This is a genomic window from Photobacterium sp. R1, assembly GCF_054600795.1.
The window spans coordinates 168,444-192,416 of record NZ_BAAHZP010000009.1 but is presented as its reverse complement, the minus strand read 5'-3'; the positions used below and the strand labels follow the sequence as shown (position 1 = coordinate 192,416).

Genomic DNA, 23,973 nt, shown 5'->3' with positions numbered 1-23,973 from the left:
ATCCATGAAATTGCCGTTCACGACACGCTCATCCCTGCTGAAATTGGCGGCAGGGATGAGCGCCTTTCTGATTTTGATGGCGTGGACACTGAACAGCGTGTTCCCGCTTCCGCCTTTATATCCGGATGGTCCGGCAACTGTGGTTGTCAGCAGGGAAGGTGAAGTGCTTCGCTCTTTCGGTGATCGCCAGGGCGTCCATCGTTACAACGTCACCTTACCTGAAGTCGATCCTTTTTATATTGAGGCGCTGCTGAACTATGAGGATCGCTGGTTTTACCATCATCCGGGATTTAATCCGTTTTCAATTCTCCGGGCTGCGTTTCAGTGGCTGATCCACGGGCATGTCGTTTCTGGCGGATCTACCCTGACGATGCAGGTGGCCCGTTTGCTCGACCCGCATGAACGTTCGGTCGCCGGCAAATTCAAACAACTCTGGCGCGCCCTTCAGCTGGAATGGTATTACAGCAAAGATGAGATTCTGACGCTTTATCTGAACCTGGCACCGTTTGGCGGCAACATCGCGGGTGTAGAAGCGGCAGCTGATCGTTACTTCACAACCTCAGCCAGACACTTAACGAAAAATGAAGCGGCGCTGTTGGTCGTGTTGCCGCAAAAGCCGTCGCGGTATCGTCCGGATCGCTATCCGGAAGTCGCAAAAGCGATGCGAAATAAAGTCCTGTCGCGTCTTCATGACAGTGGGCTGCTCAAAGCACAGGCATTTCAATATCTTTCCCAGGAACCGGTTGAACTGCGGCAGTCTGACCGGGTTCAGCTGGCTCCCCTGCTGAGCAGGACGTTGAAACAGACTTACCCGGATCAGCATGTCATCACCACCACGATCAATGACACGATTCAGCAACGAGTGGCCCGATTGCTGGTCAAAGTCAAACGTGATTTGCCGGTACACTCGTCAGCAGCCGTATTGGTGGTAGACAACCAGACAGCTGAGATTCTGGCTTATCAGGGTTCGGTCGATTTTCAGGATGACAGCCGGTTCGCTCACGTCGACATGACACAGGCGGTCCGTTCACCGGGATCAACCCTGAAACCGTTTATCTATGGCATGGCTATCGATCGCGGCATCATTCATACCGAAAGTTTACTGAGTGATATTCCTTTTACGTTTTATGACTACAAACCACAGAACCTGAATGGCCGGTTTCAGGGAGCGGTCAGTGTCAGTGAGGCATTGAAACAGTCTCTGAATATTCCTCTGATTCAGGTGTTTAACGCACTCGGTCCGGACGTGTTTGATGCGCAGATGAAACAAGCCGGAATTCAGCTTGACCATGAAAAAGCGAATCTGACGGTAGGTCTGGGCGGGACAGGAACAAATCTGATGACGCTGGCGTCCATGTACCGCTCGCTGGCAATGTCCGGTCAGGTTTCCCCGCTGCGAGTGGTGAAGGACGGAGCGCAGGCAGTTCCTGTTGCGAACGAGGCGCAGTTGCTGAGCAAAGAAAGCAGCTGGATGGTGTTTCACATGCTCAGCAGCATCAGCGCATCTGATCGGGTAGTGCCCCGCGTGCGTCGCGAAATCGCATGGAAAACCGGTACCAGCTACGGTTATCGTGATTTCTGGTCTGTGGGTGTCAGCCCCGGCTATACCGTGGCTGTCTGGGTCGGCCGACCAGATGCAACGCCTGTGGTGGGGTATCTGGGGGCAACCCGCGCGGCGCCGGTGATGTTTGATGTGTTTGATCAGTTACCGGAAGAGAAACGACGGGTTGAACAGCCGGAGACCGTCATCCGCAAACTTATTTGCTGGCCGGGCGGACGGGCAAAGTCGGCAACGGCCGATGAAGACTGTTTTAATCAGAAATATGCCTTTACCCGAAACGGGCTCACGCCACCCACACTGGAAAGTGATGGCGACTTTGTTCGTCATGATCACTGGCCGGAATCGCTCAGCATCTGGCATCAGCAGCGGAAAATTATCAGCCAGGGACATCCGGAACTGGAAATTGCAATTCAGTCGATCAAGAACGGTCAGCATTATTACCGCTCACAAATCCGGCAACTGAAGCTGGAAAGCAATAAGCCGGCGTCCGAAGTGCTTTGGTATATTAATCATCAGCCGTACGAACAGCAGCAACTGTTATTGGCGGATTATAGTGGCGAAGTCGTCATTACTGCCTGTCAGGGGCAGCAATGTGATCAGCGAAAGATTGTGATTCACCGGTGATGTTCAAAACGGATGTGGCTTCCAAAAGTCCGAATTGCTTTGTTCTGACCGTCAAATTTTCACCGGTAGATCGACAGTTGAAAAAGTGATTTTAACCATACAGAAAATTGAAATGACATCCGGCTGTGCGTTATTGGCGGTGCAGTTCAAGTTTTATTTTTTCCGTCTTTTACCGATGAGATACCTTTTCAGGGAGAAAACCATTTGTCGCGGAGGTTTGAGGGTGATAAATTCAATGAGCCTTTTTTAACTTTCCCTTATATACGGTCGCCAAATGTGACCAGATTCCAGATAAAAATAAATTTAATCATTCTGTAAAATAGTTGGTAAGTATGACCTTAGACGAGATGATATCAATATTGTTATCTTTCCCTACCAATGTTTTTTTTGTTCCTTTCGCCATCTTTCTGATGATTATGCTGGTGGATCTGGTGTTCAACATTGTTGAAAGTGTGGCGCCGGACGTTGATTTTTTTGACGCTGAAAACATACCGGGAGCCGGTTTGTTATTACCGCCGATATTGTCGAAAGTTCCGCTGATGGTGGCGCTTTGTGTCAGCTTCTTTATTGGGACGATCCTGTCTTTTTACCTGAACCAGGGGCTTGCTGCTGTTTCTGAAGCAAGCTGGATGATTGTCATTGAGGTGGTTTCTATCCCGGTGACAGCTTATCTGGCGTTATGGATTTCAGCCTGGCTGCTGAAACCGCTGGCACCTTTGTTTGACAGAAAGAAAAGTTTTGCCAAGGTCGATTTTATTGGCCTGAAAGCCAGGGTTCACAGCAGTGCTGTCAGCCAGACTCGGGGTGAAGTGGTGGTTCACCATCAAGGTAATGAATTCTTACTTGATGCCCGTGCAATTGAGCCGGAGACATCAATGGAATACGGCGATGAAGTGATTATCGTCTCACAAGATAAAACAACAAATCATTATATAGTGGCAAAAAATAGCTAAGCATAAGGAGTTGGCTATGCAAATCTCTCCAAGCGTAATATTCATTAGTGCTGGAGTCGGTATATTTTTACTGATCTTAATTTTTCTCACAACACGATATAAAAAGGTCCGTGGTGAAGGTGATGCATTGATCGTGAATGGTCTGCATGCGACCCGAGCATCACTGACCGGTACTTTTGTCTGGCCGGTGGTGAACCAGTATGAGTACATGGATATCACCCGTAAAAAGATCTCTGTGATTCGCAGTGGTCGTAAAGATCAGGAAGGTGAAGAGTATGAAGGCCTGCACTGCCGTGACAATATTCGTGCAGACCTGAAAGTTGATTTCTATATCGGCGTGAATCACGAAGAAGAAGATATTGTTCGTGTTGCGAAGCTGTTTACTGCTCATGAAGCCTCGAATATCGAACGTCTGAAAGAACACTTCCAGCCGAAATTCTCTGAAGCCCTGAAAACGGCAGTTAAACAGTTTGAATTTGAAGAACTGCTGACAAACCGCCGTGCATTCCGTGACGCTGTTGTTGATGTAATTGGCAGTGAAATGGACGGTTTCAAAATCTATGACGTGGTTATCGATAAAGTCGACCAGACGTCTTTAGATGCTCACAGCCCGGACAATATTCTGGATGTGGAAGGTATCCGTAAGATCTCAATGATCACGGCGCAGAAGAATACGGAAACGAATGCAATTCGTCAGGATGAGCGCACAACGATCAAGAAGAAAAACGTTGAAGCTGAAGCGAACCGTCTGCAACTGGATAAACAGGAACAGGAAAGTGTTGCCCGTGCGAAGCGTGAGATCGAAATCATCAAGTCACAGGAAGAAGCTCTGACTTCTGAAAAGCGTGAAGAATACGAGCGTGTGACGCAACTGGCGAAGCTGGAAACTGAAGAAGAAGTGGCTAAGAAGCGTGAAAGTGTTCAGATGGAAGTCGAAATGACACGCATCGCGAACCAGCGCCAGGTTGCTATTCAGCAGGAAGAGCTGAACCGTGCAGTTGAAACCGAGAAAGTTCGGACTGCAACGGAAGTTGCAGAGAAAGAAATGCTGAAAGAGACGACGGTTGAGGAATCTCTGAAGGCGGTTGCAGAAACCCGTTCTCAGCGTGTGGAAATTGAACGTAAGATTGCCCGCGAAGAGGAAGAAACTGAAAACCTGCGTGTTCATGAGCAAGTGAACCGTCAGAAGCGTGTGACGTTGACTGAAGCTGAAGCCATCGCTGAAGCGAAACAACTGGAGCTGCTGGTCGCTGCGCGTGCAGAGAAAGATGCTGCCCGTGAGAAAGCGGAGCGTCTGCTGATCGAAAACGATGCGGCACTGAAGATCAGAACCCGTGATGCTGAAAATGAGCTGGCTGTGAAGACCCGTGAAGCAGAAGCTGAGCAGATTGTTGCGACCAAGCGTGCTGAAGCTGAATACGTTACGAAAGAGCGTGAAGCAGCTGCGAAAGAGCGTATGGCGAAAGCTGAGAAAGAAATGATCAGCGCGACCGGTCTGGCAGAAGTCGAAGTTGAACGTGAGCGTGCACTGGCGATTCGTGAAGTGGGTGAAGCGGAAGCGTACACACTGCAGACCGCTGGTGAAGCAGAAGCGCAGGCAATGCGTGCGAAAGGTCTGGCAGAAGCTGAAGCTCAGTCTGCCCGCTTTGAAGCAGCACAGCAGTACGATGAGCATACCCGTGAACACGACAGATGGGTGATGCAGCTGCAACAAGAGAAAGAGCTGGAAATTGCACGCATTGATGCGCAGAAAGCTGTTGTGGGCGAAAATGCGAAAGCCCTGGCACAGGCACTGTCTCAGGCTGATATCAAGCTGTTTGGTGGTGAAGGCATGGAGCAAATCCGTCGTACCATCATGGATGCGGCTGCAATGGATGCCAAGTTCGATGAATCTAAAGTGCTGAATCCACTGGTTTCTGAATACATCAAAGGCCAGCGCAGCATGCCTCAGGACATCAAAGATATCCTGGAAAACACAGATCTGAAAAGCAGCGACCTGAGTAATGTTGCTCTGGCCAGCCTGCTGAATTCACAGGGCGGTGCGACTGAGTTACTGAAGAAAATTCAGACCTCTCTGAACACCAAATCAGAAACGAACTCATAATCCACGTCTTTCATCCCACGCGATCCCGCCTCGTTCGAGGCGGGATTGATTAGGTAAATGCATGTCCGAAACAACTCAACAAGCGGTGAGCGAGGGTGGGGCGTACGAAATACTGAAATCCCGTTTATTTCAGCAAGGCAAACAGCTCAAATCCCTTTCGCAGACCTTTAATCAAAATCGTCAGGCTATTTTTGGCGGCCGTGAAAGCCAGCTGGTCGGCAAGGCGAATGTTCAGACCGAAGCCCGCTCGATTCCGATCGATATGGCACAGGTCAATCAGCAACTGCTCTTCGGTTATCAGGTTCACCTTGGCCTGAAATCAGCCCCGTCTCTGCAAGATGTCTTTGGCTTATATCAGCTGCATGAACAGGACGGTACCTTCCGTATCGAACCTCTGCCGCTCGAAAACAGCTTCCTGACTGATTCACGTTTTCTCCACGAATTCACTGAACTCTTCACTTACTACGGTGATGCGCGTCTGACGCAGATCTCTCGTCAGGAAAGCATGCTGTATATTGCGTTCCAGATTGGTATGCGGCCGGAAGACCGGAAGGTGTTTCGTTTCCAGCTGAACGCAAATTCGGTTGAATACCTGGATTCGCTGGGGAATCAGCAACTGGAAAGCGTTCAGCAGCATGATTTCGAGTGGATTGCGACCACACGAAATGATCATGTTGCCGGCACGCATCCGCATGTGTCGATTCGCGATAAGCTCTTTGTGGAGTGTATCGGCGGCGATCTGACCATTAAAGTGGAAGACAACACGGATGACGGCAAGGGGATTTACAGTGAAGTGGTGGAGGATCCGCACCAGAGTGTGGCCGATGCCCAGATCGAATACGCCTTTATCGGTGATCTGATTGCACTGAAGATTCGCCCGAACCGTGAAAAGCACTCCCGCTATTTCATTTATAACCCGATCAACCAGTCGGTCACGCGCGCGGATGCATTGCGTCACAGTGCGAAATCGCTGCCGGAAGATCACGGTGTGCTGTACTCCCATGGTTTTGTTCTGGCGAACGGCGAGAGCAAGCAGTTTGACATGCCGTGGCAGCATCTGAAGTTCTTCCAGAAAATTGCTTCACCCAATGGTGAAGACATCCTTTATTTCTTCTTCAATATGCTTGAAGGCCACTATGTTGGCTTTACCTACAACATAATTGAGAAGAAGTTTGCTGCGCCATTGGAAAGCCATGGTTTCAGTTTGTATCCGGATGGTCGGATGCTGGTATTCCAGGCGTCAGAAAATGCGGAAGCGTCGACGATTCACCCGCTGCGCATCTGGGATACGCCATTCTCTACACCGGAATATTATACTGCGCAGAATGCTTCTGCTGATGGTTCCAGTCCGCTGTTTAATCTGGGTAACGCTGAGCTGGTCCGCGCATTGTCATCTGTGCTGTCTATTTGCCAGCTGGCGCAATCCGAAGAAGTGACTCAGGTGGCATTTGAAGTGCTGCTGAAAGAGTGTCAGACCACACTGGATCATTATCACTGGCTGAACCATGACTATGCGCTCGGCATGGGTGAGGTGATCAATGTTCTGATGGATACGGCAAACAAAATCATTGATGAGTTTGCCAAAGTACTGCAGATGCAAAAATTTGCATCAGAAAGCCTTGAAGAACATCAGCAAGTGGTGACGGATTTGATTGCGAAAATCAAACTGGCACCCAAAGAACAGGCGAATGTCCTGTTAGGTCTGTTGTCTGATGTGAAAGCTCAGGTCGGTGCGACCATGGCGCTGCGTCAGCAGCATTACATGGACACTGAACGTGTCGATGAAATGCTGGAGCAATTGCAGCATCATCGTGAGCAGCTCAATCAGCATTTGTTGTCGCTGTTGCAGGAAGAAAAAGCGTACCAGCCGTTCAAGCAGCAGATTCATGAAATCGAAGAAGCGCTGGTGACAGTCAGTAAAACGGCTGACATTCAGGCGTTGCAAAAGCAGGTTGAAACGCTCCGCGCTGATTTACAGCTGGTTTCGGAAGAAGTCACGGACATTGAAACCGATGATCCGACGCAGTCAACCCGGATTCTGGATCTGACAACGGAAGTTTCTTCACTGCTGAATGCGGTGTCCGCCAAACTGCGGAACAAATCGCAAAGTCTGCAAAGTGATGAAGCTCAGGCTGAATTCAGTGCACAGTTCAAGCTGTTGGGTCAATCGGTCAGCAGTGCGATGGAGCAGGCGACGACGCCGGATGAATGCGATACTCAGCTGGCAAAACTGGTGGGGCAGCTCGATAAGCTTGAATCACGTTTTGCCGATTTCGATCAGTTCCTGGCTGAAATTTACGCCAAACGTGATGAAATTCAGTCCACGCTGGACAACCACAAGCAGCAACTGATCGCCGCGCAGCAGCGTCGGGTCCAGAATCTGCTGCAGGCTGCCAATGTCACTATGGGCAGTATTGAAAAACGGGTGTCCCGTTTTGACGATGTGAAATCACTGAACAGTTATTTCGCAACCGATGCCATGGTGCTGAAGCTGCACCAGTTGTCGCAGTCCATTCGCGATTTGGGTGACAGCGTCAAAGCCGACAGTCTGGATTCCCGTCTGAAGTCGTTGCAGGATCAGTCGCTGCGCGCCCTGCGGGATAATCAGGATATCTTTGAAGATGGCGGGAAAGTCCTTCGTCTGGGTCGTCATAAATTCAGTGTGAATCAGCAGGCACTGGATTTAAGTCTGGTCGAACATAACAAGCGGCTTTGTACACATATTTCCGGGACGGATTTCTATCAGCCGATTGAGGATGAAGGATTTCTGAAGCTGCAAGAAATCGCACGTCTGGATGTGTCTTCTGAAAGTGACGTTGTCTATCGTGGTGAGTATCTGGCTTACCTGATGCTATACAGCGCGATGAACAAAGAGGCAGAGCTGTCTCTGGACATCCTGTATCAGGCGGGCAGAGAAAAGCAGTTGCTGCCAATGGTTCAGCGATTTGCAGCGCCTCGTTACAAAGAAGGCTATGTCAAAGGGATTCATGACCACGATGCAGCCTTGATTCTGCAGCAGCTTTTACCGACGTTTGAGCAGGCTGGTTTGTTGCGTTTCAGTCAGGCAGCCCGTGCGCATGCTTTACTGTGGCTGATCGCACAGCCGGAGACAGCACTGGAAAGCTGGGGGCTGAAGGCCAAAAATGCTCAGATGCTGAAAGAGCACCTGAATGCCGCCGACGCATTCAATGATCTGAAAGTTCTGCTGGCAGAATCCGTTCAGGGACCCGCTGCGCTCGAAAGCAGTGATTACCTGATTCGACTGTTGTCCGGTTCGGATGTACAGATTGAAGTCAGCCAGGATGCTTATGAACTGTGTGAGGATTATCTGCAGTTCCGCCGTAGTCTGGGCTGGCAAGGTGATGAAAATACGCTGGACGTTGCTTTTGTGGATCATCAGCAGTGGCTGGGTCCATATACGCTACAGAAGCAGTATGGTCAGGCCTTTGTGGTGGAAGCAGCGGCGATCGCGGTCTGTAAAACCCACTCAAGCCGTCTGCTGAACAGTGTGGATTTCTCACTGGCTTGCTCAGTTCGCGCTCTGCTGGGCGAACATGACAACCTGGTAAGCGGTAAGCTGACACTGGTTCTGGACGATTTCATTCAGCGTTGTGAGCACCACCGTCGTGTGATTGTGCCGCAGTTTGAGGCCTATCTCAGCCAGCGGACGCATTTGCTCAATCAGGCGAAAGAACAGTTCAGACTGAGCGAATTCAAACCGCGCCCGCTGACATCTTTTGTCCGGAACAAACTCATCAGCGACAGCTATCTGCATCTGATTGGGGATAACTTTGCCAAGCAAATGGGCACCGTGGGTGATAAGAAGCGGACTGACCTGATGGGGATGCTGCTGCTGATTTCACCACCGGGTTACGGTAAGACGACGCTGATTGAATACGTGGCCCATAAACTGGGTCTGGTCTTCATGAAGATCAATGGCCCGTCGATCGGCCATCAGGTGACGTCGCTGGATCCGGCGGACGCTCCGGATCAGAACTCGGCCCGTGAGATTGAGAAAATTAACCTGGCGCTGGAAATGGGGAATAACGTGCTGCTGTATCTTGATGATATTCAGCATACCAACCCTGAGCTGCTCCAGAAATTTATCTCGCTTTGTGACGGTACCCGACGGATTGAAGGGACCTGGCAGGGTAAGACGAAAACCTACGACATGCGCGGTAAGAAGTTCGCGGTTGTGATGGCAGGGAACCCGTATACCGAAACCGGTGAAGCATTCCGGATTCCGGATATGCTGGCAAACCGTGCAGATATCTACAACCTGGGTGATATGCTGTCGGATCAGCAGTCTGCCTTTGAACTCAGCTTCATTGAGAACTCACTTACATCTAACCCGGTCCTGGCACCTCTCGCGACCCGCGATCTGAATGATCTGTATCGTTTCGTGAAGATGGCACAGGGTGACGGTGTTGCGCTCAGTGATATGTCGCACTCGTATTCTTCCACGGAAGCCAACGAAATTGTCGCAACCCTGCAGAAACTGATGCAGGTTCAGCAGACGGTACTGAAAGTGAATCAGCAGTACATTCTTTCAGCGGCGACTGCGGATCAGTACCGTGTCGAACCTTCGTTTAAACTGCAGGGTTCTTACCGGAACATGAATAAACTGGCTGAGAAAATTTCTTCTGTGATGACGGATGAAGAGCTTAATACCCTGCTGCAAGATCACTACCAGGGTGAAGCACAGACGCTGGCAAACGGGACTGAAGAAAACCTGCTGAAACTGGCTGAGTTGCGCGGCAATATGACCGATGCACAAATGGCTCGCTGGGATGAAATCAAGCAGACCTATCAGCGGAAACAAATGATGGGTGATGACAGTGACCGCGCCGGTCAGGTTGTTCAGCAACTGGCGATGCTGAATCAGCATATCGCGCGTTTTGCTCAGCCGGTCAGGCTGGAGGATCTGGAATGAATCAGCAACAATGGCTCGACTGGTTAAGTGACTCATTACAGGATGGTCGTTTAGACGACAACGAACGTCGTGAGTTGCAGGTTTCTCTGATGGAAGCCGGTCTGTCAGATGACGATCGCGCTTACCTTCGGAATCAGAGCTTTAAACTGGCCCAGCAAGCCATTCAGGAAGGGACTTCGTCCCTTTCTGTCCTCCGCTGGCTTGAACGTGTTGTAAAAGTGCTTGATAACACTCGAAGTTCGGCGATTGCAGAGGTGGCAACCAGCTGGTTTTCTCCCGGACGTGCCTGTGCTGCGGGTATTATTGAGCAGCTCAGACAAGTCAGAAGCAAAGTGGATATTTGTGTATTCACTATTGCCGATGATGAACTGACCAAACATATTCTCGCTGCTCATGATCGTGGGGTAAAGGTGCGGATCATCACGGATAACGACAAGGTCAATGACGCCGGCAGTGATATTGATTATCTTGCCCGTAAAGGCGTTCCGGTCAAAATTGATACGACGGCGTATCATATGCATCATAAATTTGCTGTGTTTGATGGGATGCGCCTGATTAACGGAAGCTTCAACTGGACACGAAGCGCGTCCAGATATAATCAGGAAGATATCACGCTGACCGACGATCGCCGCTTTTTAACGGCATTTGAGGAACAGTTTGATCAACTGTGGCAGCGTTTCCCCTCTCATCAGCCAACCCAAGGAGGAAGGGCATGAGTCATCTTGTGGAGCCAGTGAAGCAAACGACGGAACAATTGCAGGAAAATGGACCAGCTGAACTGACACCGGACATTGTGGCGTTAGCAGAGCGGTTTGATCCGTTTGATTCGGTGGCGACCATTACTTTTGGTAAGGAAGCACTGGAAAAGATCACCGCGTTTTCTGATCACGTGCTGGAACAGATTCGTGTCCGGGATACGGGCGATGCGGGTGAAATTCTGCAGTCCATGGTGGAATCGATGGACAGTGCGGCGTTTGATCAGCTGAAAGGCAACAGCTTTTTGGCGAATTTACCGCTGATTGGAGAGCTTTTTGATTCATTTAAGAAGTTTTCCCGAAGTTTTGATTCTGTGAAGCAACAGTTGGAGCAGTTGTCTCAGCAACTGGAAGCGCAGGAAGTGAAACTGGCGCATGATATCAGTCAGCTCGATGGGCTCTATGATAACAATCTGGATTTGCTGAAAGGGCTGGAGCAATACATTGCTGCCGGGCAATACAAGCTGGATCAGTTGAAAACTGACGTATTGCCTGAACTCCTGACTGCTTCGGAGCAGTCAGGAGATGCACTGGAAGCTCAGAAGTACCGGGATGCCAGTCAGGCTGTCGCCCGTTTGGAAAAACGCGTGCACAATCTGGCGCTGACCCGGATGGCTGCTGTCCAAACCGCACCGCAGATTCGTTTGTCGCAGGAAGGGAATAAAATGCTGATGGAAGATATCCAGGATATCGTCCATAACACCTTCCCACTGTGGAAACGTCAGTTCCTGATCGCGATTTCGAATTATGAGAAAGAAAAAGCCCTGAAAGTGACCCGTGCTGTGAAGGATTACACCAATAAACAGTACGTGAAAAATGCTGAGGGTCTGAAAATACTGGAAGAGCAGATTGCAGAGAACTACCAGCGTGGCATTCTGGATCTTGAATCTTTGCAGGCCGTGAACCAACTGACCATTGAAACACTGAACAATACCTTGTCTCGGGTGAAAGAAGGTCGTCAGCAACGTGAACAAGCCGAAAAAGTGATTGCAAAGGCGGAGCAGGAACTGAAACTGGCGTTGCAGCAGACGCTGGAAAACTGAGTGCAATAGTGAAATCAGATAAAGAAAAAACGGCAGCGATTGGCTGCCGTTTTTGTTGTTATCTTTAAACCACCATCTATGGCGGTGGTGATTGCAAATCACTTTGTTTTCTTGATGTGTCAAGATCGATAACAATTGTCAGCTGAACATTCAATCCCCACCCGAACTACAGCTGCTACAACTACTACAGCCACCACCACCGCTGCAGCTTTGGCTGCTGCTGTCACTGTCAAATCCACTGGTGTAATGATAATTGTCATTGGTATCAGACCCATTGCGATAGTCGTTGTCTGTATCGTTGTGACTGCTGCTGTCATTGCAATCATCGTAGTTATCGTCATCATAGTCACCTTCTGACCCATCGTCGTCATCCTCGGAGCAGAGGGGCGTTTTACAATAGAGAAACCACCCGTCCTCATTGGCAGAGTCAATGGTGCTGACATGGATGGATCTTTTCCTTGGGCTGTGGTGATAACAAAACCCATCTTCTATGTTCAGTTGTTCATCAATTGAAAACAGCAGCGGCATTTCCCGTGGATATCCAGGGCTGATTTGCTCGTGGAGACAAATGAATCGCCAGCTTTGTTCATTTCTTAATCTTCGGGAGGCTGTTGTATTGCTTTCCCAGTCGGGCGAGTGGTGGAAGTAACGGCCAAAAGATTTCTGGCAAAAGTGGTGGTAGGTTTTGGTTGCTAAAATGAACTCATGCCAGGCAACATCGACAATTTTAGAAGGCATAGAAATCGCTTTCAGGGGTGTTTGAGAACAAATCAGAAAATAATCTCGAAGTGCTTCAAATACGAGCTCTATTTCGTCATCTGAAAGGTGCGGGTAACAGGCTTTTACCTTTGCTTTAAGTGGCGGCGGGAAACGATATTTTTTTATATGTTCAGTTCTGAGATATGTGGTGGTCTTTATCCATACGTAAGCGATGATACCGAGAGGGATGAGTGTGATGAAGACGAAAATGGAAGTGTTCATTGATTGTTCAAATGCATTTGGCTTTCTGATGTAGTTGAATAGGCGACAGAAAAGTCTGATGCTTTAATGAATGGCTGCATTTGCAGAACAATGCATAAATTTGAATGCGATGAGAAACCAGCAACAATTGCGTTGCTGCTTTCTTGATACTGGTGCTCTTTATTTCAGGTGTAAAAATTGTTCGAAGTTTTTCAAGTGTTCTTCTTCTGAAAGGAGATAAATTATTTTAACTCTGTTTCAAGAAGCACAATCTCAGTTGAACCCACATTTTTCACATTATGCGTTTCAGCCTGAGCAAACAAGGTCATACCTTCTTTAATTTGTAGTGTTTTGGCTGGTTTTGCTGAACCGGATGAGCTGAGTTCAAGCAAGCCACCTTTCAGGACGTAGACGGTCCGGTTTGGATAGCGGTGTGTATGCATGCCGGATTCAGTCGCGGGCGGGTAGGTCAGACGTACAACCTGTACACGGTCATTATCTAACAGGATTTCTTTATGGTCAGATTCGGATGCCGAGTCGCTGAAAGTTGGCAATGACAGCATCAAAAGCAGAATTATATATCTCATGGTCTTTCCCTCTGGGCTGAAATTGCTTTTGATTGCGCTCATCATTTAATAAGCAGTTGAATTGAATTTAGATGAATCTTTCAATCAGTTCAATTTCTTCGCCATCAGGACCTGAGATAAAAAGAACTTTTCTGATTTTTGTACCATTATTATGTTTTACTTAAACTCGACCTCTCAATATCTTTACCTCTTTGGACTGTAAAAAACAGATGGAATTTTTTAATGATTGCGCTTCTATCGAAAAATGTGCGATTGTCTCCTGATTTTCAGACCGATACATATCGAAAGGAAAAAGTTCCAGGCAAGTCCCGTGACCAATATTGAGTTTGAAGTTGCCCTGTGCGCTGCCCAAATCTGTGTTGGCGGAAAAGCCGAGGATGTTCCGATAGAAGGCGATAGACTTAGTTTTAGTGTTTTGAGTCCTATTTATCACTCTTTATTGATGAAGGGAGATATTTCGCGCATTGTATCTTTCTTGATGTACCTGCGCTTTTTGTAACAGACGAAGTGTAAACTCGAACGTTTAAAATTAGGGTGCAATCTTCCACATGATTATCCTGGATGGTTGAAAAAGGAGTTATCCATGTTTCAACGTTGCTTGTTCCTGTTTTGTCTTTGGACTTGGTCTTGGTGTGCCATTGCGTCAGAAGAAGTGGTATTTCTGCATAGTGGGCATCAGCTCTCCGGGCAATATCAGTCGCCTTTGAATGGCCAGCATGCAAAGGCTGTACTGCTTTTTGTCCATGGTGATGGCGCGATGACTTATGACGCCGATGGGTATTATGCCATTTTCTGGCAACCTCTGAGGGAGAAGGGCTTTGCTATTTTTAGCTGGGATAAACCCGGTGTGGGGAAATCGACTGGACGCTGGCTGAATCAGTCAATGTCCGATCGTCAGTCCGAAGTTCGGGCTGCCGCAAAAGCTGTTCAAGATAAATATGGTTTTACATCAAAACAGACCGGATTGGTCGGTTTCAGTCAGGCGGGGTGGGTGCTCCCTGAACTGGCAAAACAGCCCTCTGGCTTTGGCTTCATGATCGGTATTGGTTTCGCATCTGACTGGATCGCTCAGGGAAGGTATTACGCCAGAACAAGACTGGCAATCACCGGAGCATCTTCGGAAGCGCTTAAGGCGGGTTTAGCTGATTACGACAAAGAGATTGCATTATTGCGCACTCAGCCTTCTTTTCTGCATTATCAGTCTGTTGTCGGGGAGGGGGATCTTTCGAAGGAACGGTATTCATTCGTGCTGCGTAATTTTCAATCGAACGCTGAGGCAGATTATCCGCGTATTGCTATTCCGACCCTGTTGCTTTGGGGAGATCAAGACCTCAATGTTGATGCCCGGTCAGAATATCGCTGGTGGCAAGTGCATCCGAACCCCTGGGTAACAACGCAGCTGATCAAAAATGCCAGTCATGGTTTACTCAAAGCGGACACCTTTCATTCGCAGCAGTTTGGCTTGTTGCAGTGGATCAAGCTGATGTGGATGGAACAGGACGCAATGGCACCTGGTGCTCTGCCAACGCTATTGACCTGGTTAAATAACGATATGATGTACAAAAGTCAGTAGGTGGCATTGCTGACGTTATCCCCGCGCGGAATATTTTGCAAATGAAGAATAAAGTCTTCAGGCTTCATATTGTCATCATTAAAAAAACGAAGAATTTCACTGGATGTCGCCTGTTGTACCAGTGGGCTGACCGCCATGGAATCAACAATACTTGGGATCAATTGGCCGGTTTGGGAAGCGGTAAGCATGTCTGCTTTTGCTTTCACAGAACAGCGGTTAAAGCCATCTAATGTAATATCTTTCCTTGCAGGAATGGACCCTTTCACTTTGTTGAAGGCTTTCAGGAAGGCAGGGGAAGACAATGTCTGACTGACAATCTTAGCTGTTTCCGGATGGGTTCGCGGGCTGTCAAATAGGGCAAAGCTGTCCATATTGTAAATAAAGCCCGTTTGTTTCGATGGGGTGGGGTAACATCCGATCGCGTCCGGAATACTCACTTTTCCGGCAAGCAGTTCGCCCAGCACCCAGTCCCCGGAAATCTGAAATGCCCGCTCACCTTCAATCAGCAATTGAGTACCTTCGTCCCAGCGCATGTGTGACATCCCGGGTTTGACGAGTTGGCTGATGGCTCTGAATCTCGCCAGAATGTCATAGGTTATCTGACTGTTAAGCGCTTCGGGGTCCATGTTGATAAAGGCACGCTGGTAATAATTGGCGCCGCCGTAGCCAAAGGCCAGATTTTCAAACAGCAATGCAATTTGCCATTGTTCTTTACCCAGAGCCAGCGGCTCAACACCTTGCTTCTTCAGGCGGGCGAAAACATCAATGAGTTCATCCCAGGTGGTGGGAATAGCCAGTCCGTATGTCCGCAGAACCTTGCGGTTAATCCACATCCAGTTCAGGCGATGGACTGTGATCGGTATGGCCACATAGTGCCCCTGATACTGATTGACATCCCGGGCAATAGGTAAGAGGTTTTCCTGCCAGTTGCCGTCTGCTGCAACCTTATCTAATTGATGGAGAAAACCCAGCGCCGCCCAGGATTGAATGGAAGGCCCCTCCAGCTGGACCAGATCTGGCGGCGTTCCTGCGATAGCACGTGCCTGCAGGATAGACATGGCTGTATCTCCACCGCCACCCGGGACGGGCAGATCCAAAATATGGACACCTGCATTATCCAGTGCTTCTCTGACCAGATTGAAGGCAGCAACTTCACCTTTGGCGGTCCACCAGTGCAAAAATTCGATTTCTTTCATCGATGACGTTGGTGATGAAGCTGGTTCTGAGGCAGAAACTGGCAGCGTCAATGCACAGATGCAGAAAAGAAGGAATCGTTTCATGTGTCTCTCGTCAATCGGATTAGCACGACCAGCCCCTGCGCAGGATGGTTTTGTAATGTCAGGTCACCACCGTGACTGCGTGCAATACTGCGTGATATCGTCAACCCCAGGCCGGAACCCAGCTCATCTTGCGGATTGACGCGAAAGTAAGGTTCGAATACTTTTTCTGACCATTTCTTATCGAGTCCCGGGCCATAGTCTCTGAACTGAATCTGGATGTCGTTTTCTGAACATTCCAGCTGAATGTCTACCTTTTTGCCATATTTCACTGCATTATCGACGATGTTGTATAAGCATCGCTTGATTGCCAGAGGCTTACCCAAAAAATGAATTGGCTCATTGGTAAACAAATGGACTCTGGGATCGTTGCGGTTGTAATAGCTGGCACACTGTTCGAGCATCTGAGTCATATCGATCCATTCTGGTTCCTCATGGATATCGGTGTCCCGGATACATTGCAACGCACCTTTCAGCATCAGGTCGAACTCATCAAGAATTTTTTCAAATCGTACTTTAGCCTGTTCATCATCCAGCATTTCTGTGCGCAGCTTCAGACAGGCCAGCGGTGTCTTGAGGTCGTGAGAAATGGCACCGAACAACATTTCCCGGTCACGAATATAAGCACGAACCCGCCGGTTCATTTTGTTAAAAGCACGGACGGCTGCCCGTGTCTCTTTACTGCCTTCTTCATGTACTTCTTCGACATAGAGCTGTCCACCCATCAGGGTTGCGGCTTTAGCCAGCCTGCGAATTGGCCGGATTTCCATTCGCAGCAGCCAGACCGTACAAAGGACCAACAGCAGTGAAGAGACACCCAGGAACATGAGCTGTTTCTGGTCGATAAACTGGGGCGACAGCGATGAAAAAGGGACAGGTAAGGTGGCTGCCAGATAAAACCATTCCTGCTCAGACATCCGGATTTGCATCACGACAATGGGTAAGTCCATGTCTCCAAGAGCCAGGCTGTAACTGGCCCAGATTTCCGGGAGAGCATCCAGTTTGATTCCGGAATTGAAGACCCTCAGGTCCTGACGCCGGCTTAAAGCGATATCGATTTGCTCTGCGTGGTTTATCTTTTGACCCAGTACATCATGCGCGGTTGAAAGCAGCAGTTCAGTCCGGTCATTTGCTGTCGGGAGGGTGACGGGTAATTTCCGCTGGTTAATCGAGATAAAAAAGCGCGTACCGCCCATTTCACGTATCTGGTTCAGGATCAGGTAGCGATAATTCACGGGCAGCACATGGAAATAGTTATAGGTGTCTGCGGCATTCGACATCAGACTTGTCATGGTTTTCTGCAGGTTTTCGGCTTCTTTTTTTGCACCGGACTGATACCAGATCAGTCCGGCGATCAGTTCCGCAATCACGATAACGATGAGCAGCGTTGCACCAATACGAAAAGTGATGGAAGAAAAAAGAGATGATAGAGAAGTCAGCTTCATGAGGAGAATCAATTACACCGTTATCACATCACTGGCCAGCATGTAGCCTTTGTTTCTGACGGTCAGAATCAAAGACCGGTCATCATCATGCAGATGTTTTCTCAGGCGGCTGATCTGGACGTCGATCCCCCGTTCAAACGGTTCGGCATCCCTTCCCCAGATACAGCGGGCAATATTGTCACGGCTGAGTAACTGATTCGGCTTTTCCAGCATCAGGCTGATCAGGTTGAAGTCAGCCCCGGAGAGCGGAGTGATTTCGCCCTCTTTGCTGATTAAACGACGTTTTATCAGGTCACAGGTCCAGCCGGAAAACTGTACCAGATGGTGCGATGCGGCTTCTCCGTGTGTGACCTGAGTCCGGCGCAGCAAGGCCTTGATTCGCGCCAGCAGTTCTCTCGGGCTGAATGTCTTGGTGATGTAATCATCAGCTCCGATTTCAAGACCGGCAATCCGATCCACTTCATCGGTCACAGCGGTCAGCATGATAATCGGCACATTGGAACGCTTCCGGATCTGACCGCAGAGGGTTAGCCCGTCATCTCCCGGCATCATAATATCGAGAATGATCAGATTCGGTTCGGCCTGATTGAAGTGTGCCCACATCTCTTCGCCATCGCAGGCAGTCAGTACATGAAACTCTGAGCGACCAAGGTATTCAGTGAGTGCATCCCTGAGTTCCTGATTATCGTCCACGACGAGAATCGTCTTCATTTCTCTGGTGTTCTTCATACCTGACCGCGTTGCTTATTCCATTTGTGTATCTGATACATCATTTCAACATGGAAAACCACAGCTATAGCTCAAAACTCATACGTACCTCAACTTGGCTATGTAACAGGCTACTTACAAACTCATAGGCTTTTGTAACCTTCAGTCCGCTTGTTTTCATTAAGTTAGTTATGTACCTCTACGAAAATATCAAGAAGGACATAAAAAAATGATAAACAGTACTTTTGGACTCTTACAACGGATTGGCAGATCTCTGATGCTGCCAGTTGCCGTGCTTCCGGTCGCGGGATTATTGCTTGGGATTGGGTCAGCCAATTTTGCCTGGTTGCCGGAGTTGGTCTCAAACATTATGGCTATGTCTGGTGACGCGGTATTCAGTAATCTGGCACTGATTTTTGCTATCGGTGTCGCACTGGGATTATCAGATAATGACGGCGCTGCAGGGCTTGCTGCAACGGTCGGTTTTGCCATTATGACAGCCACCATGGGAGTCATGGCAAAATTGCACGGCATTGAACCTGCAACAATCATCGGGATTCCGAGCCTGAATACCGGGGTATTCGGCGGGATCATGATCGGTGCTGTGGCCGCTTATCTCTTTAATCGCTTCCACAATATCAAGTTACCCGAGTATCTGGGCTTCTTTGCCGGTAAACGTTTTGTTCCAATTATCACCGGTATCAGCGCTATTTTCCTCGGGATTTTACTGAGTTATGTGTGGCCGCCAATCGGCAGCGCAATTGACAGCTTCTCGCACTGGGCGGCATACCAGAGTCCGACAACCGCGTTCGGGATTTATGGTCTGGTTGAACGTTCCCTGATCCCGTTTGGTCTGCACCATATCTGGAACGTTCCTTTCTTCTTTGAAGTGGGAGAGTATGTTGATCCGGCGACGGGTAAACTTATTAAAGGTGAAATTCAGCGATATCTGGCAGGTGACCCGACAGCGGGAAATCTGGCGGGTGGTTATCTGTACTCTATGTGGGCGCTGCCTGCTGTTGGTCTGGCAATCTATCATTCAGCCCGTCCTGAAAAGCGTGCCCTGATTGGCGGGATTATGGCTTCTGCAGCGCTGACTTCCTGGTTGACAGGGATCACGGAGCCGATGGAGTTTTCCTTTCTGTTCGCCGCGCCGGTTTTATATGTGATTCACTGTATCCTGACGGGGCTGGGGTTTGCATTGGTGACCGCGCTGGATATTCATCATAGTGTGACTTTTGCACATGGTGCGATCGACTTCCTGCTTTATTTCCCACTGTCGCAAAACGCCTGGTTGTTTATTGTGATTGGTCCTTTGTGGGCACTGATGTACTACACCATTTTCCGCGTACTGATAGCCAAACTCAATTTGATGACACCGGGACGTGAAAGTGAAGCTGATGAAGTCAGCAGCTTGTCTGAAATTGGCACTGAGCTTGCGCAGAATCTGATTCAGGCACTGGGCAGCAAAGAGAATATCAAGAATGTCGATGCCTGCATTACACGTCTGCGTGTGACGTTGCTGGATATCAAACAGGCTGATATTCCCAAAATTAAACAGTTGGGTGCCCGTGAAGTACTGGTGGTCGGAGATAATCTGCAGGCTATTTTCGGGACGCAATCAGACAATATTAAGACCGAAATGAAGGCGGTTCTCGTCGCTTCAAATTAATCCGGGACCGGGCGGTGAGAACCGTCCGGTTTCATTTGTGTTTATTGAAGAAAAGGAATGACTCATGCATTTTTCGAAGCGTTCAATGATGGCGGGCATTTTGGCTGCGGCTGTGTTTTCTCCGTCGTTGGTACAGGCTGCACCATTGGATGTGAATCAGGAAAAACTCTATTTTCTGAGTCCGCACCCGGACGATATTCTGCTGACCTTCGGCGGTCTGATCAATAAATTATCCAAAGAAGGAACACTGGATCAAAAAAACAATGTCACTGAAGTATTTTTCTCTCTGTCAAATTACACAACGAACCATCTGAATGAGCTGACCAATAAACGTGTATTTGATGTTTCAACGATGCGGAACAGTGAAGATTTCGGGGCCCACATAAAAATGTTCGGACAGTGGGATAACTTTCGGTACAAAACGGCTGGCTTCTATGATGCGCCATTGCGGAAATATGAAGGCTCTGTCACGGCTGGTGGGGGGCCGGCAGGAACATTTGCGGACTTCCGTCAGGATGAGATTGCCGTTTATGAGCGCATTGCCGCTGATGTCACACCAGTATTGAAGCAAGAGAACTGTGCCGCATTTGTTCTTTTGGCAAACGGCAGTCATATTGATCACTTCATTGTGCGTGAAGCCGTGATGAAAGCCGCGCATGATTTGGGGAATGAAGCAAAATGTCAGATCTATTTCGGTGAAGATCAGCCATACACGGGAGCGAATCCGGAAAATGCAATGGATGAAGTGAATAGTATCCAGGCCCGGCTGCCGGCGAATGCTCTGACCTCCATGACTTTCTGGATAGATAAACAGCATAAGATCGAGATGTTTAAGGAATATTATCTGAGTCAGTACGACACAGGCTATATCCCGCCACTCGAAAGCACAGATTATGAAACCATTTATAAATGGGATAAATCGACATACAGTGCACTACAGCCCCATGCGAAGTGTCAGGCTGCATTCTGTAATTTGCAGTAGCGGATCTGTTCATTTCCCCCGAACACATTCGTTTTCTCTGCGAACCGGGAAGTAAGATACTTCCCGGTTGATTCATTGTCCAGATTAATAAGGAGCCAGATCGATTCGTTCATCGTCAACCTGACTAGGCGTAAGCACGACAGGAATGGCTTTCGAAATCGGGGTATCACTCAAGTCGCCTTTACTGTCCAGTGCCACCAGCGGGTTAGTTTCCGGGAAATATGCGGCGATATTGCCAGCCGGGATGTCATAGCTGATAAGTTTGAACCCTTCGACCTGACGCTGGATGCCATCGGCAGACAACGAAGTCACGTCGACTCTGTCCCCCGGTTTTAAGCCTATTGCCTCGATGTCTGATGCATTCATCATCAGGATCTTACGTTCGCCTGAAATCCCGCGATACCTGTCTTCAAAACCATAAATTGTCGTGTTGTACTGGTCGTGAGAGCGAACGGTCTGAAGAACGAAAACCGGATCATCGCTGAGTTGACGTAAATTGGCCGGGAGCAGGTGGTCGGGGAGCGGATGCGTTCTGAACTCCGCTTTTTGGGAATCCGTGTGCCAGATTCGCTCTGCAGCACTGTTACCCAGATAAAAACCGCCGGGCTGTTTCAGTTTGAGGTTCATCTCACTGAATCCGGGAATGACGTCGGCAATCAGATCACGTATCCGGTCGTAGTCTTCGATCAGCCAGTCCCAGTCGACCGGGTGATTCCCCAGTGTGGCTTTGGCGATACCGGCAATGATTGCAGGCTCAGAGCGCATTTCAGCGATGTCACTTTCAACGACACCACCGGAGGCATGCACCATGCTGAAAGAATCTTCAACCGTGACCGATTGCGGCCTGTTTTCCTGAAGGTCAATATCCGTTCGGCCCAGGCAGGGCAGGATCAGACTGTCTTGACCGGTGATCAGGTGGGTACGGTTGAGTTTGGTGGCAATATTCACCGTGAGCGCGCAACTTGCCAGTGCCTGCTGGGTGAGACGGGTGTCTGGTGTCGCTGAAGCAAAGTTGCCTCCTAATCCGATAAAGACTTTACTTTCTCCGGCCAGCATTGCCTTGATGGCATGAACAGTATTGTGACCCTGTTCTGATGGGGGAGTGAAGCCGAACCGTTTTTCAAGCGCCTGGGTGAATGCCGGTGCCGGTTTTTCATGGATGCCCATGGTCCGGTCACCCTGTACGTTGCTGTGGCCGCGGACCGGGCAAAGTCCGGCCCCCGGTTTGCCTAACTGACCAAAGAGTAATTGCAGGTTGGTGATTTCCTGAATGGTTCTGACAGAGTGCTTGTGTTGTGTAATGCCCATCGCCCAGGTGATGATCACGCGTTGAGAGTGGCGATATAGTGTTGCAGCGTATTCAAGATCCTGTTGGTTCAGTCCCGCCTGTTCCGTAATGATAGACCAGTCTGTTGCTTCCACTTCGCTCAGGTAGCTGTCTAATCCTGTCGTATGCGCCCGGATAAAATCATGATCGAAAATAGAATCTTTTCCTGCAGCGGTCTCGGTTTTATCCATGGCAATGAGGGCTTTGACCATGCCCCTGACCACCGCCATGTCACCGCCCAGTTTTGGCGTAAAATAGTGACTGCTGATGGCGGTTGCGCCACCGGTCAGCATTTCAGCAGGAGATTGCGGGTTTGTGAATCGCTCAAGACCGCGCTCTTTGAGGGTATTGAAGGTCACAATTGCGGCGCCGCGTCGAGAGGCCTTACGCAGAGTATCCAGCATTCGGGGATGATTTGTGCCGGGATTCTGCCCAAAGACAAAGATAGCGTCAGCTTTATCAAAGTCTTCGATTTTTACTGTACCTTTGCCGATGCCGATACTTTGTTTCAGTGCGACGCCACTGGCTTCATGGCACATGTTTGAACAGTCCGGAAAGTTATTGGTGCCATAGGCCCGGACAAAAAGCTGGTAGAGAAATGCCGCTTCGTTGCTGGCTCGTCCTGAGGTGTAGAATTCGGCCTGATTTGGGTTATCCAGCGCATGTAAATGACTTGCGATTAGGGCGAAAGCTTCATCCCAACGGATCGCTTCATAGTGATCTGTCTTGGGGTTGTATCGTACGGGGTGGCTCAGGCGGCCCTGATATTCCAGAAAGTAATCGCTCTGTTGCTGCAACCAGCCGACCGGATACTGGGCAAAAAACTCCGGGGTGACCCGACGACTGGTTGCTTCCCAGTTCACGGCTTTGGCACCGTTTTCGCAGAATCTGAATCGTCCCTGTTCTTCGGTTTCCCCCCAGGCACAGCCCGGGCAGTCAAACCCATGTTCTTGGTTCGTTTTCAGTAAGTTGCGGATATTTTGGGTGATGTTCTCACTTTTCACCAGATGACGGGTTGTACTGGCAAGTGCCCCCCATCCACCGGCGGAGCTTTTGTATTTTTTTACGGTCATGGTGATTCATCATCCTTGTGTGTATCAGGCGTGTGTCTGGCAAGACGTTGATTGCCGGGATCGAGAAAAAACTTTGGCTTCCTGACGGCTGCAGACGCCGGTCAGGGGAAAGACAATCGGATTAGTGTGCAGTTATCCCCTGCAGGATGCCAGTTTTCTGTGCGCGCTTGCTGGTTTTTCAGGCGGCATGGTTTTACACGGCTCTCTATAGTATTACGGCAGGCGTGATAAAAATGTAATATTCCCCACAAAAAATGTGAGATTAGTAGCGCTGCGCACTTGCAAATTCAGTGGATGCAGGCGGGTAATTCATGTCTCAGTGTTCATCTGGCTGTTACGCGGGCGTTACACTGAACCTCAAGCGTTTTCAGCCTGAGTCTGGTATCTTACGGGTTT

General features: G+C 49.1%; 16 protein-coding genes. 10 read left to right on the top strand and 6 right to left on the bottom strand.

From position 1 onward, the window contains the following. Nucleotides 1–4: 4 nt before the first annotated feature. From pbpC to ACYP03_RS16195, 6 genes are all read left to right on the top strand, one after another. On the top strand, nt 5–2,185 hold the full coding sequence (pbpC, locus tag ACYP03_RS16220) for a penicillin-binding protein 1C (RefSeq protein WP_459781019.1): 2,181 nt from the start codon (nt 5–7) through the stop codon (nt 2,183–2,185). Between the two features lie 359 nt (nt 2,186–2,544). Beyond that, nucleotides 2,545–3,138 (top strand): DUF1449 domain-containing protein, encoded by a 594-nt coding sequence (locus tag ACYP03_RS16215; protein ID WP_459781017.1) that lies wholly within the window; start codon nt 2,545–2,547, stop codon nt 3,136–3,138. A gap of 16 nt (nt 3,139–3,154) precedes the next feature. Beyond that, nucleotides 3,155–5,242 carry a peptidase gene (locus tag ACYP03_RS16210; protein ID WP_248142052.1) on the top strand — a complete coding sequence of 696 codons (2,088 nt, stop codon included), beginning with the start codon at nt 3,155–3,157 and terminating at the stop codon, nt 5,240–5,242. A 61-nt stretch (nt 5,243–5,303) separates the two neighbouring features. After that, the gene (locus ACYP03_RS16205) at nt 5,304–10,175 is read left to right on the top strand and encodes a DNA repair ATPase (protein ID WP_459781014.1); all 4,872 of its coding nucleotides are present in this window, start codon (nt 5,304–5,306) and stop codon (nt 10,173–10,175) included. Further along, nucleotides 10,172–10,891: a phospholipase D-like domain-containing protein gene (locus tag ACYP03_RS16200; RefSeq protein ID WP_330960231.1), complete on the top strand. Its 720-nt coding sequence runs from the start codon at nt 10,172–10,174 to the stop codon at nt 10,889–10,891. The genes ACYP03_RS16205 and ACYP03_RS16200 overlap by 4 nt, the downstream gene beginning before the upstream one ends. Next, entirely contained in the window at nt 10,888–11,973 is a 1,086-nt protein-coding gene (locus ACYP03_RS16195) for a toxic anion resistance protein (RefSeq protein WP_459781012.1), read from the top strand. Before ACYP03_RS16200 ends, ACYP03_RS16195 begins: the two co-directional genes overlap by 4 nt. A gap of 150 nt (nt 11,974–12,123) precedes the next feature. Here the strand turns inward: ACYP03_RS16195 and ACYP03_RS16190 are convergent, their stop codons facing one another. Together ACYP03_RS16190 and ACYP03_RS16185 are read right to left on the bottom strand one after the other, a co-directional pair. Continuing rightward, entirely contained in the window at nt 12,124–12,954 is an 831-nt protein-coding gene (locus ACYP03_RS16190) for a glycine-rich domain-containing protein (protein WP_459781010.1), read from the bottom strand. Between the two features lie 221 nt (nt 12,955–13,175). Further along, nucleotides 13,176–13,520: a cupin domain-containing protein gene (locus tag ACYP03_RS16185; protein ID WP_459781008.1), complete on the bottom strand. Its 345-nt coding sequence runs from the start codon at nt 13,518–13,520 to the stop codon at nt 13,176–13,178. Nucleotides 13,521–13,830: 310 nt separating this feature from the next. On the opposite strand from ACYP03_RS16185, the gene ACYP03_RS16180 reads away from it, so the two are divergent. Both ACYP03_RS16180 and ACYP03_RS16175 read left to right on the top strand, forming a co-directional pair. Beyond that, nucleotides 13,831–14,019, top strand: coding sequence for a hypothetical protein (locus ACYP03_RS16180; RefSeq protein ID WP_459781006.1), 189 nt, complete (start codon nt 13,831–13,833; stop codon nt 14,017–14,019). Between the two features lie 84 nt (nt 14,020–14,103). Beyond that, nucleotides 14,104–15,093 (top strand): alpha/beta hydrolase family protein, encoded by a 990-nt coding sequence (locus tag ACYP03_RS16175; RefSeq protein ID WP_459781004.1) that lies wholly within the window; start codon nt 14,104–14,106, stop codon nt 15,091–15,093. On the opposite strand, the gene ACYP03_RS16170 is transcribed toward ACYP03_RS16175, so the two are convergent. Genes ACYP03_RS16170 through ACYP03_RS16160 form a run of 3 tightly spaced genes read right to left on the bottom strand, consistent with a single transcriptional unit; the run spans nt 15,087 to nt 18,544 of the window. Continuing rightward, nucleotides 15,087–16,373: an ABC transporter substrate-binding protein gene (locus ACYP03_RS16170; protein WP_459781002.1), complete on the bottom strand. Its 1,287-nt coding sequence runs from the start codon at nt 16,371–16,373 to the stop codon at nt 15,087–15,089. The two genes, ACYP03_RS16175 and ACYP03_RS16170, sit on opposite strands and share 7 nt — an antisense overlap. Next, entirely contained in the window at nt 16,370–17,815 is a 1,446-nt protein-coding gene (locus tag ACYP03_RS16165) for an ATP-binding protein (RefSeq protein ID WP_459781000.1), read from the bottom strand. Before ACYP03_RS16165 ends, ACYP03_RS16170 begins: the two co-directional genes overlap by 4 nt. Nucleotides 17,816–17,827: 12 nt before the next feature. Further along, entirely contained in the window at nt 17,828–18,544 is a 717-nt protein-coding gene (locus ACYP03_RS16160) for a response regulator (RefSeq protein WP_459780999.1), read from the bottom strand. A gap of 208 nt (nt 18,545–18,752) precedes the next feature. On the opposite strand from ACYP03_RS16160, the gene ptsG reads away from it, so the two are divergent. Beyond that, nucleotides 18,753–20,195: a glucose-specific PTS transporter subunit IIBC gene (ptsG, locus tag ACYP03_RS16155; protein ID WP_459780998.1), complete on the top strand. Its 1,443-nt coding sequence runs from the start codon at nt 18,753–18,755 to the stop codon at nt 20,193–20,195. Between the two features lie 64 nt (nt 20,196–20,259). Continuing rightward, nucleotides 20,260–21,177 carry a PIG-L family deacetylase gene (locus tag ACYP03_RS16150; RefSeq protein ID WP_248142066.1) on the top strand — a complete coding sequence of 306 codons (918 nt, stop codon included), beginning with the start codon at nt 20,260–20,262 and terminating at the stop codon, nt 21,175–21,177. Between the two features lie 84 nt (nt 21,178–21,261). Here the strand turns inward: ACYP03_RS16150 and ACYP03_RS16145 are convergent, their stop codons facing one another. Beyond that, nucleotides 21,262–23,577: an FdhF/YdeP family oxidoreductase gene (locus ACYP03_RS16145; protein WP_459780995.1), complete on the bottom strand. Its 2,316-nt coding sequence runs from the start codon at nt 23,575–23,577 to the stop codon at nt 21,262–21,264. Nucleotides 23,578–23,973: the final 396 nt, after the last annotated feature.

Coding starts and splice junctions, on each gene's coding strand:
- pbpC (WP_459781019.1), top strand. CDS start 5: ATGAAATTGCCGTTCACGACACGCTCATCCCTGCTGAAATTGGCGGCA.
- ACYP03_RS16210 (WP_248142052.1), top strand. CDS start 3,155: ATGCAAATCTCTCCAAGCGTAATATTCATTAGTGCTGGAGTCGGTATA.
- ACYP03_RS16205 (WP_459781014.1), top strand. CDS start 5,304: ATGTCCGAAACAACTCAACAAGCGGTGAGCGAGGGTGGGGCGTACGAA.
- ACYP03_RS16200 (WP_330960231.1), top strand. CDS start 10,172: ATGAATCAGCAACAATGGCTCGACTGGTTAAGTGACTCATTACAGGAT.
- ACYP03_RS16195 (WP_459781012.1), top strand. CDS start 10,888: ATGAGTCATCTTGTGGAGCCAGTGAAGCAAACGACGGAACAATTGCAG.
- ACYP03_RS16190 (WP_459781010.1), bottom strand. CDS start 12,954: ATGAACACTTCCATTTTCGTCTTCATCACACTCATCCCTCTCGGTATC.
- ACYP03_RS16185 (WP_459781008.1), bottom strand. CDS start 13,520: ATGAGATATATAATTCTGCTTTTGATGCTGTCATTGCCAACTTTCAGC.
- ACYP03_RS16175 (WP_459781004.1), top strand. CDS start 14,104: ATGTTTCAACGTTGCTTGTTCCTGTTTTGTCTTTGGACTTGGTCTTGG.
- ACYP03_RS16170 (WP_459781002.1), bottom strand. CDS start 16,373: ATGAAACGATTCCTTCTTTTCTGCATCTGTGCATTGACGCTGCCAGTT.
- ACYP03_RS16165 (WP_459781000.1), bottom strand. CDS start 17,815: ATGAAGCTGACTTCTCTATCATCTCTTTTTTCTTCCATCACTTTTCGT.
- ACYP03_RS16160 (WP_459780999.1), bottom strand. CDS start 18,544: ATGAAGAACACCAGAGAAATGAAGACGATTCTCGTCGTGGACGATAAT.
- ptsG (WP_459780998.1), top strand. CDS start 18,753: ATGATAAACAGTACTTTTGGACTCTTACAACGGATTGGCAGATCTCTG.
- ACYP03_RS16150 (WP_248142066.1), top strand. CDS start 20,260: ATGCATTTTTCGAAGCGTTCAATGATGGCGGGCATTTTGGCTGCGGCT.
- ACYP03_RS16145 (WP_459780995.1), bottom strand. CDS start 23,577: ATGACCGTAAAAAAATACAAAAGCTCCGCCGGTGGATGGGGGGCACTT.